The following is an 18,148-nucleotide window of genomic DNA, read 5'->3' as shown; positions in this document are numbered from 1 at the left end:
CGACGCCCGGACCACGTAAAGGGATTCCGATCCGATCGGCCCGTGCGACCGACCACCGTGACACAAACGCGCCCTTGCGTCTACGCTGGACTTTTGCGTTCAGTTGTCGTTCCCTGAAACATGGACAGACGCACCGTCCTCTCGCTCGCGGCCGGCGTCGGAGCGGCCGCGCTGGCGGGCTGTACCGGTCGAGGCGGAGGAACCAACGGCGGGGGCGACGACGACGAGACGGACGAGGGACCGGAGCCGACCGCGACCGAGACCGCAACCGAGACGCCGAACGAGGAGGGCGAGTTCCCGCGGATCACGGACCGATCGTTCGAGCGGACGGGTGACGCGGCGGAACCGGGCGAGTCCGCGACCGTCTCCTTCGGGACCGACCTCGTGACCGTCACCGGCGTCATCCGTGGCAACAACGGCTGCATGCAGGCGTCGCTGAAGGCCGCCGAGTACGACCGGGACGCGAACGAACTCCGCGTCCGCGTGGAGACCGTCCGCGAGGGCGGTGACACCTGTACCCAGCAGATCGTCTATCGCGGCTACGAGGCGGCCGTCGAGTTCGCCGGCGGCCACCCCGGGTCCGTCGTCGTCGAGCACGAGTCGATGGGCGAGGTGCGGACCGTGACCGACGTGACTCAGTGAGCGGGTCCGGCTCCGGCGAAGCCTCAAATACGATCCCGACACAGCCGACGTGTGACGGGTGACACGCCGGCGGTCGGGGACGCGACGGAGGAGGCGACGGGAACGGGTGAGCGGACCCGAGAGGGATCCGCCGAGGGGCCGGGCGATGCGGCCGGGGGAGAACTGGCGGGATCCGAACGAACGAGAACCCTTATGCGCGGGAGTTGCCTGAATCCGGATACGACTATGGGCGCTATCGAGGACGTCTACGACGACCTGGACGCCGACGTCCCCTTCGAGGAGTTCGAGGCCGCCGTCGAGCAGAAGGTCGAGGACATGGGCGGGCTAGCCGACGAGGAGACCGCGGCGATGCTCATCGCCCACGAGCTGCGCGACGAGGAGGTCAACAGCGTCGCCGACATCGAGCCCGGGATGGACGACGTGAAGTTCCTCGCGAAGGTGATGGCCGTCGGCGAGGTGCGCACCTTCGAGCGCGACGGCGAGGACGAGGACGGTCACGTCCTCAACGTCGAGGTCGCCGACGAGTCCGGCCGCGTCACGATCTCGCTGTGGGACCAAGTGGCCGTCGACGCGAAGGAGAACCTCCAGACGGGCGACGTGCTCCGGATCATGGGCCGCCCGAAGGAGGGCTACAGCGGCTTGGAGGTCGCCGTCGACAAGGTCGAGCCCGACCCGGACGCCGAGGTCGACGTGGAGGCCGTCGAGGAGTACCGCGTCGAGGACCTCACGATGGGTGCATCGGACGTGGACCTGCTCGGTGTGATCCTCGACGTCGACACCGTCCGCACCTTCGACCGCGACGACGGCTCCGAGGGGAAGGTGTCGAACCTGACCGTCGGCGACGAGACCGGTCGCGTGCGCGTCACCATGTGGGACGACACGGCCGACCGCGTCGAGGAACTGGAGGCGGACCAGACCGTCGAGATCGTGGACGGCTACGTCCGCGAACGCGACGGCGATCTCGAGCTCCACGTCGGGTCGCGCGGCGCGATCGAGGAGGTCGACGCCGACGTGGAGTACGTTCCCGAGACCACCGACATCGCGGACCTGGAACTCGAGGACGTGGCCGACATCGCCGGCGGCGTCATCGAGACGAGCGAGAAGCGGACGTTCGACCGCGACGACGGCTCGCAGGGGCAGGTTCGCAACGTCCGAATCAAGGACGAGTCCGGCGAGATCCGCGTGGCGCTGTGGGGCGACAAGGCCGACCGCGACATCGACCTCGCGGACCGGGTCGCGTTCACCGACGTGGAGATCCAGGACGGCTGGCAGGACGACCTCGAGGCCTCCGCCGGGTGGCGGTCCTCCGTCTCCGTGCTCGAACGGGCGAGCGGCGGCGGCGCCGGGAGCGCCGCCGGAGCGGCGGATCGCGACGCCGGACAGGGCGGTCTCGATTCCTTCGACGGCGGCTCGGGTGGATCGGCGGACTCTGACGGCGCCGGCGGATCGGCCGCCGCCGCGACCGCCGACGGGGCCGCCGCCAGCGACGCCGACGGCGGCGACCCGGACGAGGGCGGCGTCGTCGAGTTCACCGGGACCGTCGTGCAGGCGGGCGACCCGGTCGTTCTCGACGACGGGACACAGACCCGGTCGGTGGAGACGTCGGCGAAGCTCCGTCTCGGGGAGGAGGTCACCGTCCGCGGCGTCGACCGCGACGGCACCATCGACGCGGACGACGTGTTCTGACGGGCGTCCATCGCTCCCCGCCCGACTCCCCACCGCGGACCACACGTGGGCACGAACCACGGCAACGGAAAGCGTTATACACGCCACACACCGGCGTATGTGTATGACTGTCGAGTTGCCGTTCGCGCCCGTCGACGACGTCATCCGACGGAACGCGGGCGACCTCCGCGTCAGCGCCGGCGCGGCCGAGGAGTTGGCCGGGCGCGTCCAGCGGCACGGGGCGTCGCTGGCGGCCGAAGCGGCCGAGCGGGCGGCCGCGGACGGGCGAAAGACCCTGATGCCGGCCGACTTCGGCGTCGAGCAGGTGGTCGACCGCTCGACCCTGACGCTCCCCATCGCGCCCGTCGACCGGATCGCGCGCCTCGACATCGACGACTCCTACCGCGTCTCGATGGACGCCCGCGTCGCGCTCGCGGACGTCCTCGAGGACTACGCCGACAACGTGGCGCGGGCGGCCGCCCTGCTCGCGCGCCACGCCGACCGGCGAACCGTTCAGGCCGACGACATCGAGACGTACTTCGCGCTCTTCGAGGGATAGCGATGCGGTTCGGCTACAGCGAGGCGTGTCTCGACCACGACACCGGCGACCGACACCCCGAGAACCCCGATCGGCTCCGCGCGATCAAGGAGGGACTCAAGCGCAAACACGGCGTCGAGTACGTCGAGGCTGACCCGGCCCCGCGCGCCGCGATCGACGCGGTTCACGAGTCCGGCTACGTCGACGAGGTCGTCGACTTCTGTGCGTCCGGCGGCGGCAACTGGGACCCCGACACGGTCGCCTCGGGCGGAACCTGGGACGCCGCACGCGCGGCCGCCGGACAGGCCCAGTGGGCCGCCGAGGAGGCGCTCGCGGGGTCTCCCGGTCGCGACACCCCGTTCGCGCTCGGTCGCCCCCCGGGCCACCACGCCGTTTACGACGACGCGATGGGCTTCTGTTTCGTCAACAACGCCGCGGTCGCCGCCCAGTCGGCGCTCGACGACGGCGGCGCCGACCGGGTCGCGATCTTCGACTGGGACGTCCACCACGGGAACGGGACGCAGGACATCTTCTACGACCGTGGCGACGTGCTCTACTCGTCGATCCACGAGGACGGCCTCTATCCCGGCACCGGCGACGAGACCGAGGTCGGCGAGGGCGACGGCGAGGGGACGACGCTGAACGTTCCGCTGCCGGCGGGCGCGGGCGACGCCGACTTCCTCCTCGCCATCGACGACCTGCTCGCACCCGTGCTCGACCGCTTCGACCCCGACCTCCTGCTCGTCTCGGCCGGCTTCGACGCGCACCGTCACGACCCCATCTCGCGGATGCGGGTCTCCTCGGAGGGGTACGCGCTGATGGCCGACCGCGTTCGCACGCTCGCGGAGGACGTCGACTCGGGGCTCGGGTTCGTGCTGGAGGGCGGCTACGGACTCGACACGCTCGCGGAGGGCGTCGCGATGGTCCACGAGACGTTCGACGGTCGGCCGCCGATCGACCCGGACAAGGAGCCCGAGGACAAGAGCGTCCCGCTGGTCGAGAAGCTCCGCGGGCGGTTCGATCTGGAGTAGGCGACCCGCGTTCCACGTAGATCGGAGTCACACCGACGGCTCGAAGTACTCGCGCAGGTCCGCGCCGAACTCGTCCGTCAGCGTCGCGAGTTCCTCCCCCGCGAGAACGTCGTAGCCGCGTTCGAGCGCGGACTCGACGCGCGCGCCGAGGGCCGCGTCGAGGATCCGATCGGACTCGAGGACGGCGACGGCGTCGCGTTCGGCTGGGGGACGGGAGCGCTCGACGACGTAGCGGCCGTCGGCGACGAACGGGCCGTACGCGTCGGGGTCGTCGGCGTACTTCCCGTGGAAGCCGGCGGCGTGATCGCGGACGTGGACCGGCGGTCCCTCGTGGCGTTCGATCGCCGGGAGTTCGCGGTCGGCCAGTTCGACGAGTAGCACCGCACGCCGGCGGCGTTCACCCCCGTCTCCATCGTCGCCGTCGTCTCCATCCTTCCTCTCGTCTCGTTCGGCCGCGAACGTCGCGGTGCGGAGCACGTCGAACCCCATCCCGTCGAGTTCGCGTTCGACCCCCGACAGCGACCGACGAAGCTGCGGGTACAGTTGGTCGTCGACGATGTCGGGCGCGTCGAGGACGACCGCGAGCGGGTCGGTCCCGCGGCGGTCGACGTGCCTGCGGACCGCCGCCGCGTCGAGCGGCGCCGAATCCGTCGGGAAGAACGGGTCCGTGCTCGGGTCCGCGAGCAGGTCGCGTGCGTGGTGCTGGAGCCGCGCGAGGTTGTCGCCCGAGAGCACGGCCGCGACGTTGCGCTCGGGGTCGGTGGGGTCGACGACGACGAGCGGGTCGTCGAACTCCGCGGTCCCGTGGGCTTCGGGGTCGAACTCCACCGGCGGGTGCCAGTCGGCGACGGCCTCGAGCGTCTCGCGGGCGCCGCCGTGTTCGAGCACGAGCAGCTCGACGAGATACCCAGAGAACCCCCGCGTGCGGAGGTCGCTGCCGTAGACCCCGACGCCCTTCAGGAGCGCCTTGAGGACGCGAACGTCGCCCGCGAGGTCGTCGGTCAGCCGGTCGAGGAGGTACTCGTTGTGGAACGGGGTGCGGTCGACGGCCGTTCGGATCTCGGTCGCGGCCTCGACGCCGTAGCAGGGGACCAGATCCACGTCGAAGCCGTCGGCCGTGCCGACGACGTACGGGTGTTCGGCGTACTCCTCCTCGCCGTCGGGGAGCACGGCGTGGCCGACGCGCAGGCCGAACCGCTCCAACTCCTCGCGGGGCAGATCCGTCGGGAACCGGACGAAGAGGTCGATGTCTCGGTCGCCCGCGAGCCACGTGCCGCGGGCCGTCGACCCGACGGTGAGCACGTCGGCCCCGTCGGCGGGCGACGGGAGTTCCGCGACGGCGTCGCGGGCGCGCTCGGTGAGGTCGGCGGCGGCCGCGTCCAGTCGCTCGCGCTCGTCGGCGTCGGGGGTGACCCGTTCGCGCACCGTCGCGAGCACCGCGTCGAGGTCGTCGCCGGCGACGGCCGTGTCATCGCGGTCGTCGGCGTCGCCGTCGATGTCGGCGTCCGGGTCGGTCATACGACGGGGTTCCGTCGGGCGGGTAACGAGCGTGTCGGTCCCGAACGGTGACGGCGACGGCGGACGGATCTGGAAGGACTGCCGGGTGTGCGAATCACCCGCTTGCTCCGGGGCGAAACGAAAGCACTTTCAAATTCACTCCAGTACATGCAGTTGCGAGCCGAAGTAGCTCAGCTGGTAGAGCGCCTCGCTGTTACGGGATTCAGGTCCCCTGTCTCCCGCAGAAACGAGGTGGTCCCAGGTTCGAGTCCTGGCTTCGGCGCTTCTTCGTTCCGTTTCGCTCCCTAGCTTCGCCCCTGTTCGGAACACTCACGTCATCGGAAAGGAAACTACTTGACCGCGGCCCGAAAATCACGCCGACGAGGGCCCATAGCTTAGTCTGGTATAGCACCCGGCTCATACTCCGGCCGGTTTCGGCCGCCGGATGGGACACCGGGCGGTCGAGGGTTCGAATCCCTCTGGGCCCAGTTCTCGCGGCACAACGACGAGGAACGCACGGCCGCGAGGCCGCGATGCGAACGGAGAGTGGTACGAGCCGCGAGGGAAGCGGCGAGTCCGTGCCGCGTGTCCGGCATCGAGGGATTCGAATCAGGGAGTGAAGCGAGCGAAACGACCGTGGTTCGAATCCCTCTGGGCCCAGTTCTCGCGGCGCGACGGGGGACGTGCGGTCGGTCCGGTTCCCGCTCGACTGGGAATCGGGCCGGCGGCTTTTCCCGCCGTCGTCCATGGAGTCACTCATGACGGAGGAACGACCGTGAGCGCCGCCGACGAGCTGATCGTCGTCGACGACGACCCGAGGTACGACCCGGACCGCCTGCGCGACGTGGTGGGCTGCCGCGTGGAGACTGCCGACCTCTCGACGCCGGCGGCGCTGCGCGAACACGCCGCCGACGCGGACGCCGCAGTCGTGAACGTCGGCGTCTCCGTCGGCGCGGACGTGCTGGCGGATCTGGACCTGCGCGTGCTCGCCCGCGGCGCGGTCGGCCTCGACGGCATCGACGTGCAAGCGGCCGCCGACCACGGCGTGCGGGTGATCCACGTGCCCGACTACTGCCTCGACGAGGTCGCCGACCACGCGGTCGGCCTGCTCACGTCGCTCGCGCGCGGCGTCTCGGCGTACGCCGACCGTGCGGCGGCGGGCGCGTGGGACTGGGATCCGCCGTATCCGGTCGCGCGCCTCGCCGACTGCACCGTCGGACTCGTCTCCTTCGGTCCCATCGCCCGGCGGTTCGCCGCGCGGATCGATCCGCTCGTCGACGAGGTGATCGCGGCGGACCCGTACGTCGACCCGGAGGAGATGCGCGAGCGGGGCGTCGAACCGGCGGCGTCGTTCGAGGCGCTGTGCCGGCGCGCCGACCACCTCTCCGTGCACGCGCCGCTGACCGACGAGACGCGGGGGATGGTCGGCGCGGACGCGTTCGCGACTCTCCCCCCACACGCGGTTGTCGTCAACACCGGCCGCGGGGGCGTCGTCGACGAGGCCGCCCTGGCGACCGCCCTCGACGACGGCGATATCGCCGCCGCCGGCCTCGACGTTCTGGAGACGGAACCGCCGGAGGATGACCACCCGCTGTTCGGCCGCGAGGACGTCGTCGTCACCCCGCACGTCGGCTGGTACTCGGCGGACGCGAGACGCGACCTGAACGAGTCGTTGGCGCGGGACATTCGGCGGGCGTTCCGGGGCGAGGAACCGGACGGACTGGTCGACCCCGAGGCCGACTGGCTGTGACGGCGACGCCCGCGTCCCCTCAGAGATAGGTGTCGCGGACGGTTCTCGCGAGCAGGCCGTCCTTCTCGAAGGCGATGTAGACGGCGACGAACGCCCCGTCGGGCGGACGGAGGACGAACACCTCCCGGGGGGCGCCGTCGTCCAGGTCGTCGTTCACGCGCTCGACCAGCGGCTCCAGCGGCGTCGTCCCCGACCGGAACTCACCGAGCAGGTCGCGCGCGCCGGCCTCGCTGAACACGTACAGCGCGCCGTTCGGCTCGCCGTCGGTGTCGCGCGTGACGCGCGAGCCCATCCCGTCGCCGGCGGCGCTGGCGTCGCGCCACGCGTCCCGGGCGGCCTCGAACATCGGCTCGGCGTCGTCGATGAACCGGTATCGGCTCTCGCGCTCGACCGTCAGCGACTCGACGCGCGCGAGCGGGCTGTCGCCGTCGCCGTCCCCATCCTCCCCGGCTGCGATGTCGGGCCACCGCAGCGTCCCCGTGAGCACGTACCCCGGCTCCAGCGCCGCGACGGCGTCGGCGACGTCCTCGTCGTCGTAGCCGTCGGCCGCGACCCGGACCGGCTCGAACCCCTCGTCGGGCTTCGGTCCGGGCCCGGGCTCGGGGGTGTCGAGGTCGACGAACACCAGCGAGTCGTCGCCGCGGTCGAGCACGCGGTAGCGACGGGGGCCGAGGCCGTCGGCGTCGGAGGTCGTGGAGCGTCCGTCGGTGTCGGGTTCGGCGTCGACACTCGCGCCGTCGCCGGCCGCGTCGTCCGTCGCCTCGCCGGAGTTCGATGCCGGAGGGTCGGGCGCGTCGTCCGCGGACTCGACCCAGTCGTCGTCGCCGTCGCCGGCCCACGGGTCGACGGCGTCGCGTTCGTCGTCGCGCTCGGTCATGGTCGTGGGAACCGGCCCGAGGGCCAAGCCCGTGTCGCTTCGTGGACCGTCCAAGCGTTTACGCGGGCGGACGCCCATGCGTCGGTGTGCGAATCGAGGACGCCGTCGAACCGTCCGAACAGGGGATGAAGCTGCTGGAGGTCGGTACGGCGTACTTCCTGATGGTCCTGTTCGCCATCGGGTTCATCGACCTCCTGCTCGTTCTGGTGGAGTTGCTACTGAGCGGCGAGTTCACGGACCCGAACCAGGTGATCGACATCATCGACACCGTGCTCGTGTTGCTGATCATCGTCGAGATCCACCAGACGGTGGTCGCGTTCTCCCGCAACGAGCCGGTCGTCCGGATCGTCATCAGCGCGGCGCTGATCGCGATCACCCGGAAGGTCATCTCCTTCCGGCCCGGCGAGTACGCCAGCATCGACGACGCGTTCGTCGCGGCGACCGCGTTCTCCCTCCTGCTCGCGGTGCTGGTCGCCGCGTACTTCGTCGTCCGCCGGGTGAAGACCGGGGAGGCCGTCCCGGACCCGTTCGCCGACGGGAAGGATGCGCCGGCCCCCGAACGGGAGTCCGTCGGGGGACCGAACGAGAGCGGGTGAGCGGGCACCGACGCCGACGCCGGAAGCCGTCAACGCTACACCCGAGCGCGCCGGAGGGACGGCCGTGTTGAACGCCGAGTTCCGCGACCGCGGCGTCTACCTTCCGGAGGCGGACGCGCTCGTCGTCGCGGACCTCCACGTCGGCCGGGCGGAAGCCTCGGACGTGGCGTACCCGCTGGGCGAGGCCGCGGACCTGTCCGACCGGCTCCGGTCCCTGATCGACCGCTTCGATCCGGGGGAAGTCGTGATCGCGGGGGACGCAGTCCATCGGTTCGATCGGGTCGCGGTCGCCGACGAGCGGGCGCTCTCGGAACTCGTCGACGCCTGTCTCGACGCCGGTGCCCGCCCCGTGTTCGTCCGCGGCAACCACGACACGGCGCTCGACGAGACGACTCTCGGCGACACCGCTCCCGGCGAGACGGCGCCGTCCGGGGCGTGGGATGGTCGCGTCCACGACGGGTACGAGCTCGACGCGAGCGTTCGGAACGCGCCGGTCGTCGTCCGACACGGGCACGAGGCGCCGCCGGAGCACGAGTCGGCCGGCCTGTACGTCGTCGGTCACGACCACCCGGCGATCGAGATCGAGGGGAAGCGCAGACCCTGTTGGCTGTACGCCGAGCGCGCGTTCCGCGGGGCCGACGTGCTCATGCTGCCGGCGTTCACTCGGCTCGCCGCCGGCGTCGCGGTGAACGACATGACCGCCCGCGAGTTCCAGTCGCCGTTCGTCACCGACGCCGACGCGCTCCGCCCGATCGTGGCCCGCGAGGACGGCGACGCCGTGGAGTTCCCCCCGCTCGGCGAGTTCCGCCGACTGCTGTGAGGGTCCGATCCGGACCGTCGCGGGCCGGGTTCTCTCGGGATCGGAGCGCGTCCTCCCCGTTCCCGTCGAATGATCGCGTTCCCGTCGAACGGTCGTGACTTTTTGGTCGCATGCCGTAATATCACGGACGATGCGCGCAGCCAGACTCCACGAGTACACCGACGACATGGCGAACGCCCTCAGCATCGACGAGGTCGACCGCCCGACCGCCGAGGCGTCCGACGACGTGATCGTCGAGGTCGAGGGCGCCGGCTGGTGTCAGACCGACAACCACGTGATCGAGGGCATGTGGCAGGAGTACGTCCCACAGGAGCTGCCGCTCACACTCGGCCACGAGAACGCCGGCACCGTCGTCGAGGTCGGTTCGGAGGTGAACACCGTCGAACCGGGCGACAGCGTGATCTGTCACCCGGTGATGACCTGCGGGACGTGTCGCCCGTGCCGCCAGGGCGAGGACATGTACTGCGAGAACGTCCGATTCCCGGGACTCACACACGACGGCGGGTTCGCGGAGTTCCTCCACACGAACGAGCGCGCGGTCGTCCCGCTGCCGGGCGACGTGGACACCACGGACATCGCTCCCCACGCCGACGCCGGGATCACGGCGTACCACGCGACCAAGAAGGCGGTCCGGGAGCTGAACCCCGGCGACACCGCGGTCGTCATCGGCGTCGGCGGGCTCGGTCACATCGGCCTCCAGTGTCTCGACGCGATGAGCGCCGCCGACATCGTCGCGCTCGACCTGAAGGAGTCGGCGCGCGACATGGCCGCCGATCTGGGCGCCCGCCACACCATCGACCCGGGAACCGAGGACGTGGCGAGCGTGATCGCCGACCTCACCGACGACGTGGGCGCACAGCAGGTGCTCGACTTCGTCGGCGCCGACGAGACGACGGCGCTCGCGCCCGACATCGTCGCCGCCGGCGGCGACCACCACGTGATCGGCTACGGCGGCCACGTTCACGAACCGGCACAGTCGCTGGTCGACGGCGAGTTCAGCTACAAGGGGACGCTGGTCGGCCGATACACCGAACTGCAGGAGTTGGTCGCGCTCGTCGACCGCGGCGAGGTCGACCTGCACACGAGTCGCTACCCGCTTTCGGAGATCAACACCGTCGCCGAACGCCTCGAACACGGCGAGATCGACGGACGGGCGGTGATCACTCCCTGAGGCGAGGGTCGGACCCTCCCGTCCTCCACGACACCCGCGGCCGCCGTCCAGTCGCGCCGCGGTTCCGTCGTCGCCGCCGTCTCGCCGCACCACGGTACTCGTCACCGCCGCGTTTCTCCCACGACCGATGGCGCTGCCGCTGCCGAAACGGCTACCATGTTGCACCCTGACACGCCCCTATGAGCGACGCCGACGCCGGATCCGGGGCGGGGGAGGCGACGGACGGCGACCCGCCGGCGGACCCGATGGGCGACGTGTATCGCGTGCTCGGCCCCGACGGGGAGGTCGTCGGACAGGTCCCGGACCTCCCCGACGAGACGCTGGTCGACATCTACCGCGACATGGTGACCGCCCGCCGCTTCGACGAGCGGGCGATCAGCCTCCAGCGACAGGGACGGATCGGGACCTACGCCGCCATCGAGGGGCAGGAGGCGAGTTCCGTCGCCGCCACGCACGCGCTGCACGACGACGACCCGATCTTCTATCAGTACCGCGAGCACGGCGCGGTGATCGCCCGCGGGTTCCCCGCCGAGTACCTCGCCTACTGGATGGGTCACGAGTCGGGCACCGCCGGACTGGCGGACATCGACGTGTTCCCGCTCAACATCGGCATCGGGGCGCACCTCCCGCACGCCGTCGGCGCGGCGATGGCGTCCGACTACCGCGGCGACGACCGCGTCGCGTGCGCCCACTTCGGCGACGGCGCGACCTCGGAGGGCGACTTCCACGAGGCGATGAACTTCGCGGGCGTGTTCGACGCGCCGGGCGTGTTCGTCTGTCACAACAACCAGTGGGCCATCTCGATCCCCCGAGAGGACCAGACCGCGAGCCCGACGCTGGCGACGAAGGCCGAGGCGTACGGCTTCGAGGGGGTCCGCGTCGACGGGATGGATCCCCTCGCCGTGTACGCGGTCGTCGCGGAGGCGGCCCGGAAGGCACGGACCGCCGGGGACGGAGAGGACGGCGCCGACGAGGGAGCCGCGGGGGACGCGGACGACGGCTCGGGCTACGACCACCGCCCCACGCTGATCGAGACGGTCGAGTACCGCTTCGGCGCCCACACGACCGCCGACGACCCGAGCGTCTACCGCGACGACGAGGAGGCCGAGCCCTGGCGCGCGTGGGACCCGATCCCCCGCATGGAGGGGTTCCTCCGGCGCGAGGGCATCGCCGATGACGACCTGATCGAGTCGGTGCGCGAGGAGGCGGACGACCGGGTCGCCGAGGTCATCGACGCCGCGGAACGCTTCGAGGCGGACCCGGCGAGCATGTTCGACGACGTGTACGCGGAGACGACCCCCGAACTGGAGCGTCAGAGGGAGGGGTTGCTGGCGGCGATCGAGCGCCACGGCGAGGACGCGTTCCTTCGCGAGGAGTAAGCGGAATCCGGTAGAACGAAGCGGGAGACGCCGTCGCCGTCGGCCGGGCCGACCCGAAACGACCATCACTCGCCCGTGGATTGATACGGCAACTCGATGGTCAACCTGCCGACCACGCACGTCGACTACCGGGTAAGCGTCGCCTACGTCGGGACAGTCCTCAAGTACATCGGCGTCACCCCGCTGTTCCCGCTCGTCCTCGCCCTCTATTACGGCGAGGACCCCCTCCCGTTCGTGGCGACGACCGTCGTCATGGTCGGGGCGGGCACCCTCATGGAACGAGTTCGCGACGACGGCGAGCTGGGGAATCGGGAGGGCTTCCTCCTCGTCAGCCTCGCGTGGCTGCTCGTGCCTGTCGCCGGGACCGTGCCGTACCTCGTCGCCGGGACGGGAACCGTCGCGAGTCCGGTCAACGCCCTGTTCGAGAGCATGAGCGGGTTCACGACGACGGGCGCGACCGTGCTCGGGGAGATCTCAGTCGAGCGCCACGGGCGCGCGATGCTCATGTGGCGCCAGCTCACCCAGTGGCTCGGCGGGATGGGGATCCTCGTGTTGATGATCGCCATCCTGCCGCAGCTGTCGGTCGGCGGGGCTCAGGTCATGCGGCAGGAGGCGCCGGGGCCGTCGCTGGAGAAGCTGACGCCGCGTATCCAGGAGACGGCGCGCGCGCTGTGGGGCATCTACGTCGGCTTCACGCTCCTCGCGGCCCTCGTCTACTACGTCCTCCACCTGACCGGCGTGGCGCCGAACATGGGTCTCTACAACGCGGTCGCCCACGCACTCACGACCCTGCCCACCGGCGGCTTCTCGCCGGAGGCACGGAGCGCCGAGGCGTTCGTTCCGGCGATCCAGTGGGCGATGATGCCGTTCATGATCGTCGCGGGGACGAACTTCGCGCTGTTCTGGTACGTCCTTCGGGGGGAGCCCCGCCGGCTGGTCGACAACGCGGAGTTCCGTGGGTACCTGCTCGCGATGGTCGCCGTCGGGGCGGTCGTCTCGGCGCTGCTGTATCTCGGCGTCGGCCTCGCCGAGGTGCCGGCCAGCATCGGCGCTATCCCGGGGAACCTCGAAGACGCCCTCCGACAGGGCCTGTTTCAGGTGATCGCCATCGTGACCACGACCGGGTACGCGAGCATGGACTTCAACACGTGGGACGCCTCCGCACAGACGGTCCTGCTGTTCGCGTACTTCCTCGGCGGCTCGGCGGGGTCGGCCGCGGGCTCGATCAAGATCGTCCGCTGGGTGCTGGTTCGGAAGGACATCGGACGGGCGCTGTTCACCTCCGTTCACCCCGAGGCCGTCAGGCCGATCCGGCTCGGGAGGGAGGTCGTCGACGACGACACCATCCGGGACGTGTTCGTGTTCATCGTACTGTTCCTCCTGCTGTTCGCGCTCTCGACGGTCCTGCTGTACCTCGACAGCCTCCGGACGCCCGGCGTCTCGCTGACCGGGCTGGAGGCGATGAGCGTCGCGATCGCGACGCTGGGGAACGTCGGACCGGGCTTCGGTCCCGTCGGGCCGATGAACAGTTTCCTTCCGTTCTCGGTGCCGGCGAAGCTCTACATGGTGTTCCTGATGTGGGTCGGCCGGCTGGAGGTCCTCTCGGTGTTGGTCGTGTTCACGCCGGCGTTCTGGAGCCGGTGAGGGCTGTCGGCGCTCGCGACTCCCCGCTCGACGCGCCCGCCGTCGGCGGTCCGGCCTCCGATCCCTCGGTGAGTTCGGCAGAAACTGATTCGTAGGAGGCCCCGCAAGCGGGGCACAGTCCTCATGTCCAGGATCCCGTGGTCGTCGCGGACCGACGATCTCTCGCGCCGAAGCCGGCTCATCATCTACTACGTGGCCGGCCTGGCCGCGCTCGTGTTGCTGTACACCGTCCTCTACAACACCGGGATGCGGGCGTTGGAGGGGCGTCCACAGTCGATATTCCGCTCGTTCCAGACCGTCACGGAGACGATGACGACCACCGGCTACGGCGCCGACTCGCCGTGGGAGTCCCCGTGGATGAACCTCTTCATGGTGTTCATGCAGTTGAGCGGCATCGGCGTCGGCTTCTTCACCCTTCGGGTGATCGTCATCCCGCTGTTCACCGGCGCGGAGGTCGACCTCGACAGCCGACTGTCGCGGAAGAGCGACCACGTCGTCATCTGTGAGTACGACCGCGACTCCGCCGTTCTGCTCGAGGAGCTCGAACACCTCGAGATCGACTACGTCCTCATCTCCTCGGACGAGGAGGAGGCGATCGACCTCTCGGACGAGGGGTACTCGGCGATCCACGGCTCCCCGCAGGAGACGAGCGCGTTCGAGCGAGCGAGCATCGGGAACGCCCGGGCGGTCATCACGGACGCGGGGGAGGCGAACGTGGACACCGTTCTCACGGTCCGGTCGCTCCGGCCCGATGTGGAGATCATCACGCTGACGGACGACAGCTCCCTGCGGGACGTGCTGCTCGCCACCGGCGCCGACAGCGTGCTGTCTCCGCGTGCCGTCCTCGGCGAGCGTCTCGCCCGAAAGGCGATGTCGCTGTACACCTCGGAGCTCCACGACACGGTCGGTATCGCCGAGGGGCTGGAAGTGACGGAGATATCCGTCAGCCACGGCAGTCCCCTCGAGGGCGTCAGCATCCGGAACTCGCGCATCCGCGAGCGGACCGGCGCCAACGTCGCGGGCGCGTGGATCGACGGCGAGCTCCAGCTTCCACCGGACCCCGACGCCGTCATCGGCGCGAACACGGTCCTGCTCGTGTCCGGCGACCACGACGCGCTGGAGGAGCTCGGGGAGACGGCACGGCCGGTCAGGCGGCGCCGCCGGGAGGAGGGCGTCGTCGTCGCGGGACTCGGGGAAGTCGGGCACGCGGCGCTGTCGGTCGTTGAGGAGGAGGCCGACGTGCCGACGACGACCGTCGACGTGGTTGACAGCCCGGACGTCGACGTTGTCGGCGACGTGAGCTCCCGGGAGACGCTCCGCGAGGCGGGCGTCGAGGACGCCGGGGTGATCCTCGTGTGCGTCCCGGACGACTCGACGGCGCTGCTGACGACGGTGCTCGCGCGGTCGCTGAACCCCGACATCGAGATCCTCGTGCGGATGAGCGACGCGAAGGCGACGACGAAAGCGTTGCGTGCCGGCGCCGACTACGTGCTCTCGGTCCCCCGAATCAGCGCCCGGATGGTCGCTCGGGAGCTCCGCGGCGAGGAGGTGCTCGGCGCCGGCAGCCAGATCCGGATCGACCGGGTGTCCGCCGATCCGTTCGCGGGGAAGACGCTGGCCGAGAGCGGGATCTCCGCGCGAACCGGCTGTCGCGTCATCGCCATCGAGCACGAGGGCGAACTCACCACCAGCCTCGACCCGGAGCGAACGATCGCGGCCGGGGACCGGCTGGTGATCGTCGGGAGCGACGAGTCGGTCCAGCGTTTCCTCACGACGTTCGACGTGTCGCCGAAGCCGCTCGAAGAGTAGTCCCGGTCGACCGCGGGCGCTCGCTTATCGCAGGTCCGCGGAGACGGCGTCGGCGGCGACGCGCCCGCTCTCCATCGCGCCCTGGATCGACGACCACTCGGTGTAGTCGCCGGCGAGGTACACCGGCCCCTCGGGGTCGCCCGCGTCCGGCAACTCCCCGTGGACGCCCGGCGGTTGGGCGAACTGTGCGAACTCGATCCGGTCGGTGTGGATCGCCTCCAGCCCGTCGAAACTGCGCTCGGGGTACCACGCGGACAGCGCCGCACGCGTGTCTGACGCGAGGTCGTCGGCGTCGCGGAAGCGCGCGTCGTCGCCGAGGAACGTCGCACACAGCAACTGCTCGCCGTCGGGCGCGTACTCGGGGGCCACTTCCGTCAGCGGGACCACCACGTTCGGCGAGGACTCGTCGCTGTTGAGGAGGATCTTCCTCCCCGTCGAGACCGGCGTCGAGTCCGACAGCCGGTAGTACTGCGTCGTCGACGGGACGCCCTCCGTCGGGATCGCCGCCACGTCGGTCAGGTCGCGCGCCGTCTTCGGATCAGTGGCGACGACGACCGCGTCGGCGTCGACGGCACGGTCGGTCGTCTCGACGGTGACGCCACCGTTCGCGCTGCCGGCGCCGTCGTCCGCTCGGGTCGTCCCGGCGCGGTCGATCCCCTCGACGCCTTCCCCGGTGACGACCGTCGCGCCGGCCGCCTCCGCGGACGCGCGGAGTTGCTCCGCGATGGCGCCCATTCCCGCCGCGGGGACGCCGATCCGGCCGTTCGAGAGCGCGCGGAAGGTGTACGCGAACACGTGCTTCGAGGTCGACAACGAGCGATCGAGCGTGATGCCCCCGTAGAAGGGCGCGACGAAGTTCTCGACGTACTTCTCTGAGAAGCCCCAGTCGCGAAGGTACTCGCGGATGCTCGCGTCCGGACCGGAGAAGAACCACGACTCGTCGCGCTTCGAGAGGTCCTGCCGGAGCGCGAGCGTCCGCAGCTTGTCGGTCGTCGTCACCCGGCGGTTGAACGCCGACTCGACCAGCGACCGCGGGTCGCGAAGCGGATCCGAGAGCACGCTGCGGGTGCCCTCCTCCGTCGAACAGATGACGGCCCCGGGCCGGAACCCTCGCAGGTCGAGCGCCCCCACGTCGAGTTCCCGACGCACCGCGGGATAGCCGGTGAACAACACCTGAAAGCCGCGGTCCAGCGTGAACCCGTCCTCGTGACGCGTGCGAACGCGTCCGCCGACCTCCGGGCGGCGCTCGTAGACGGTGACGTCCGCGCCCGTGTCGGCGAGGTGGCGCGCGGCGACCAGCCCCGCCAGTCCCGCGCCCGCGACGACGACGTTCGGCGAATCCGACATACCCGCGCTTGGACCGCGCGACACAAAGCATCGCCGACCGCGTCCGGATCCGATCTCGAACCAGCACATCCATGCGGCGGCGGTCCCAATCGTGGACGAATGCAGACGACGGACGCGTTCGACGGCCTGTCGTGTACCGACTGCGGGGAGTCGTTCGGCGTCGACGAGCACGGCCGCTGTCCCGACTGCGGGGCGCCGCTGTCGCCGACGTACGACCTCGAGGCGGTCGACGCCGACGCCCTCGGCGACCGCGACGGTCGGGGGGCGGGACAGTACCGCTTCGGCGACCTCCTGCCGTTCCCGGCGGAGACCGCGATCACCGCCGGCGAGGGCGACACGCCCCTCGTGCGGACGGACCGCCTCGCCGACGAGCTCGGCGTCGCCGCCGCGTACGTGAAAGACGAGGGTCGCAACCCCACGGGGACCTTCATCGACCGCGGAATGAGCCTCGCGATGACCGCGGCCGCCGAGCGGGGACTGGAACCGCTCGCGCTCGCGGCCGCCGGCAACGCCGGGCAGTCGGCCGCCGCCTACGCCGGGCGAACCGACCTGCGCTCGTACGCGTTCGTCCCCTCCCGGACGGCGTTCTCGAACAAGGCGATGGTGAACGTCCACGGCGGCGAGATGCGCGTGGTCGGCGGGCGCTACGGCGACGCCGCCGCCGCGGTCGACGAGCAACTGGCCGCGGAGTACCACTCGCTGCAGGAGTTCACGACGCCGTACCGCCACGACGGGGCGAAGACGATCGCCTACGAGCTGCTCGACGCGCTCGACGGCGAGGACGCCGCCGCCTCCCTCCCCGACGCGGTCGTCCTCCCCGCGAGCACCGGCGAGCTCGTCGTCGGGACCGTACGGGGGTTCGAGGACCTCGTCGACCTCGGACTCGCCGAGGCGGTCCCGGACGTGTACGCCGTACAGCCCGCCGGCTGTGCGCCGATCGCGACCGCGTTCGAGTCCGGCGCCGACGCGGTCGAACCCTGGAGCGGTCCCGACACCATCGTGGGCGAGTTGGAGATCGAGGATCCGGCCGGCGGCGACCGCGCGCTCGCGGCGCTGCGCGAGGCGGACGGCGACGCGCTCACCGTCGAGGACGACGACGCGCTGGAGAGCGCCGTCACCGTCGCACAGTCCGAGGTCATCGAGCTCGGCGCCGCCGGCGGCGTCGCGCTGGCGGGAGCGTGGCGCCTCGCCGAGTCCGGCGCCCTCGGCGGCGACGACGAGGTCGTCGTGGTGAACCCGGACGCCGGAGTCAAGGCGCCCGACGTGCTCCGGAGCCACCTGATGGGGAAGGGCATCTGACGGGACGGATGCCCGACCGGCGCCGTGCCGACGCCGGTCGTCGGTTTCCCGCCGGCGTTCGAGCCGTGAAGTACTTCCGTTAG

Annotated in this window: 15 protein-coding genes and 2 tRNA genes; 14 read left to right on the top strand and 3 right to left on the bottom strand. The window is 70.8% G+C overall.

Annotated features, from left to right (window positions below):
- Window positions 1–120: 120 nt before the first annotated feature.
- The 4 genes from GRX01_RS07085 (at window position 121) to GRX01_RS07070 (ending at window position 3,876) form a co-directional block, all read left to right on the top strand.
- Window positions 121–642, top strand: coding sequence for a hypothetical protein (locus GRX01_RS07085; RefSeq protein ID WP_159664961.1), 522 nt, complete (start codon window positions 121–123; stop codon window positions 640–642).
- A 225-nt stretch (window positions 643–867) separates the two neighbouring features.
- A complete protein-coding gene (locus tag GRX01_RS07080) occupies window positions 868–2,328 on the top strand; it encodes a single-stranded DNA binding protein (protein ID WP_159664959.1) in 1,461 nt (486 codons plus the stop codon).
- A 103-nt stretch (window positions 2,329–2,431) separates the two neighbouring features.
- Window positions 2,432–2,866 (top strand): histone family protein, encoded by a 435-nt coding sequence (locus GRX01_RS19405; RefSeq protein ID WP_159664956.1) that lies wholly within the window; start codon window positions 2,432–2,434, stop codon window positions 2,864–2,866.
- A gap of 2 nt (window positions 2,867–2,868) precedes the next feature.
- The gene (locus tag GRX01_RS07070; RefSeq protein WP_159664954.1) at window positions 2,869–3,876 is read left to right on the top strand and encodes a histone deacetylase family protein; all 1,008 of its coding nucleotides are present in this window, start codon (window positions 2,869–2,871) and stop codon (window positions 3,874–3,876) included.
- A gap of 27 nt (window positions 3,877–3,903) precedes the next feature.
- Here the strand turns inward: GRX01_RS07070 and cca are convergent, their stop codons facing one another.
- Window positions 3,904–5,394, bottom strand: a complete 1,491-nt coding sequence (gene cca, locus GRX01_RS07065) for a CCA tRNA nucleotidyltransferase (RefSeq protein WP_159664952.1) — start codon at window positions 5,392–5,394, stop codon at window positions 3,904–3,906.
- 159 nt (window positions 5,395–5,553) lie between these two features.
- Between cca and GRX01_RS07060 the strand changes: the two genes are divergently transcribed.
- The 3 genes from GRX01_RS07060 (at window position 5,554) to GRX01_RS07050 (ending at window position 7,123) form a co-directional block, all read left to right on the top strand.
- Window positions 5,554–5,656 (top strand) — tRNA-Asn (locus GRX01_RS07060).
- Window positions 5,657–5,757: 101 nt separating this feature from the next.
- Window positions 5,758–5,861 (top strand) — tRNA-Ile (locus tag GRX01_RS07055).
- 287 nt (window positions 5,862–6,148) lie between these two features.
- Window positions 6,149–7,123 (top strand): C-terminal binding protein, encoded by a 975-nt coding sequence (locus GRX01_RS07050; protein WP_321167950.1) that lies wholly within the window; start codon window positions 6,149–6,151, stop codon window positions 7,121–7,123.
- A 19-nt stretch (window positions 7,124–7,142) separates the two neighbouring features.
- Here GRX01_RS07050 and GRX01_RS07045 read toward each other — a convergent pair whose 3' ends face one another.
- Window positions 7,143–8,000 (bottom strand): DUF6663 family protein, encoded by an 858-nt coding sequence (locus GRX01_RS07045; protein WP_233740929.1) that lies wholly within the window; start codon window positions 7,998–8,000, stop codon window positions 7,143–7,145.
- 86 nt (window positions 8,001–8,086) lie between these two features.
- On the opposite strand from GRX01_RS07045, the gene GRX01_RS07040 reads away from it, so the two are divergent.
- From GRX01_RS07040 to GRX01_RS07015, 6 genes are all read left to right on the top strand, one after another.
- Window positions 8,087–8,596, top strand: coding sequence for a phosphate-starvation-inducible PsiE family protein (locus GRX01_RS07040; RefSeq protein ID WP_321167949.1), 510 nt, complete (start codon window positions 8,087–8,089; stop codon window positions 8,594–8,596).
- 64 nt (window positions 8,597–8,660) lie between these two features.
- The gene (locus GRX01_RS07035) at window positions 8,661–9,416 is read left to right on the top strand and encodes a metallophosphoesterase (protein WP_321167948.1); all 756 of its coding nucleotides are present in this window, start codon (window positions 8,661–8,663) and stop codon (window positions 9,414–9,416) included.
- Between the two features lie 130 nt (window positions 9,417–9,546).
- On the top strand, window positions 9,547–10,587 hold the full coding sequence (locus GRX01_RS07030; protein ID WP_159664947.1) for an NAD(P)-dependent alcohol dehydrogenase: 1,041 nt from the start codon (window positions 9,547–9,549) through the stop codon (window positions 10,585–10,587).
- 179 nt (window positions 10,588–10,766) lie between these two features.
- Window positions 10,767–11,966 (top strand): thiamine pyrophosphate-dependent dehydrogenase E1 component subunit alpha, encoded by a 1,200-nt coding sequence (locus GRX01_RS07025; RefSeq protein ID WP_159664944.1) that lies wholly within the window; start codon window positions 10,767–10,769, stop codon window positions 11,964–11,966.
- A 96-nt stretch (window positions 11,967–12,062) separates the two neighbouring features.
- On the top strand, window positions 12,063–13,610 hold the full coding sequence (locus GRX01_RS07020) for a TrkH family potassium uptake protein (RefSeq protein WP_159664942.1): 1,548 nt from the start codon (window positions 12,063–12,065) through the stop codon (window positions 13,608–13,610).
- 123 nt (window positions 13,611–13,733) lie between these two features.
- Window positions 13,734–15,419, top strand: coding sequence for a potassium channel family protein (locus tag GRX01_RS07015; RefSeq protein WP_159664939.1), 1,686 nt, complete (start codon window positions 13,734–13,736; stop codon window positions 15,417–15,419).
- Window positions 15,420–15,443: 24 nt separating this feature from the next.
- Here GRX01_RS07015 and GRX01_RS07010 read toward each other — a convergent pair whose 3' ends face one another.
- A complete protein-coding gene (locus GRX01_RS07010; RefSeq protein ID WP_159664937.1) occupies window positions 15,444–16,766 on the bottom strand; it encodes an NAD(P)/FAD-dependent oxidoreductase in 1,323 nt (440 codons plus the stop codon).
- 99 nt (window positions 16,767–16,865) lie between these two features.
- On the opposite strand from GRX01_RS07010, the gene GRX01_RS07005 reads away from it, so the two are divergent.
- Window positions 16,866–18,065, top strand: a complete 1,200-nt coding sequence (locus GRX01_RS07005) for a threonine synthase (protein ID WP_159664934.1) — start codon at window positions 16,866–16,868, stop codon at window positions 18,063–18,065.
- Window positions 18,066–18,148: the final 83 nt, after the last annotated feature.

This window comes from Halobaculum saliterrae (genome assembly GCF_009831625.1).
In the GTDB taxonomy this organism is placed as follows: Archaea; Halobacteriota; Halobacteria; order Halobacteriales; family Haloferacaceae; genus Halobaculum; species Halobaculum saliterrae.
The sequence above is the reverse complement of the archived record's forward strand: the minus strand, read 5'-3'. Positions and strand labels throughout refer to the sequence as shown.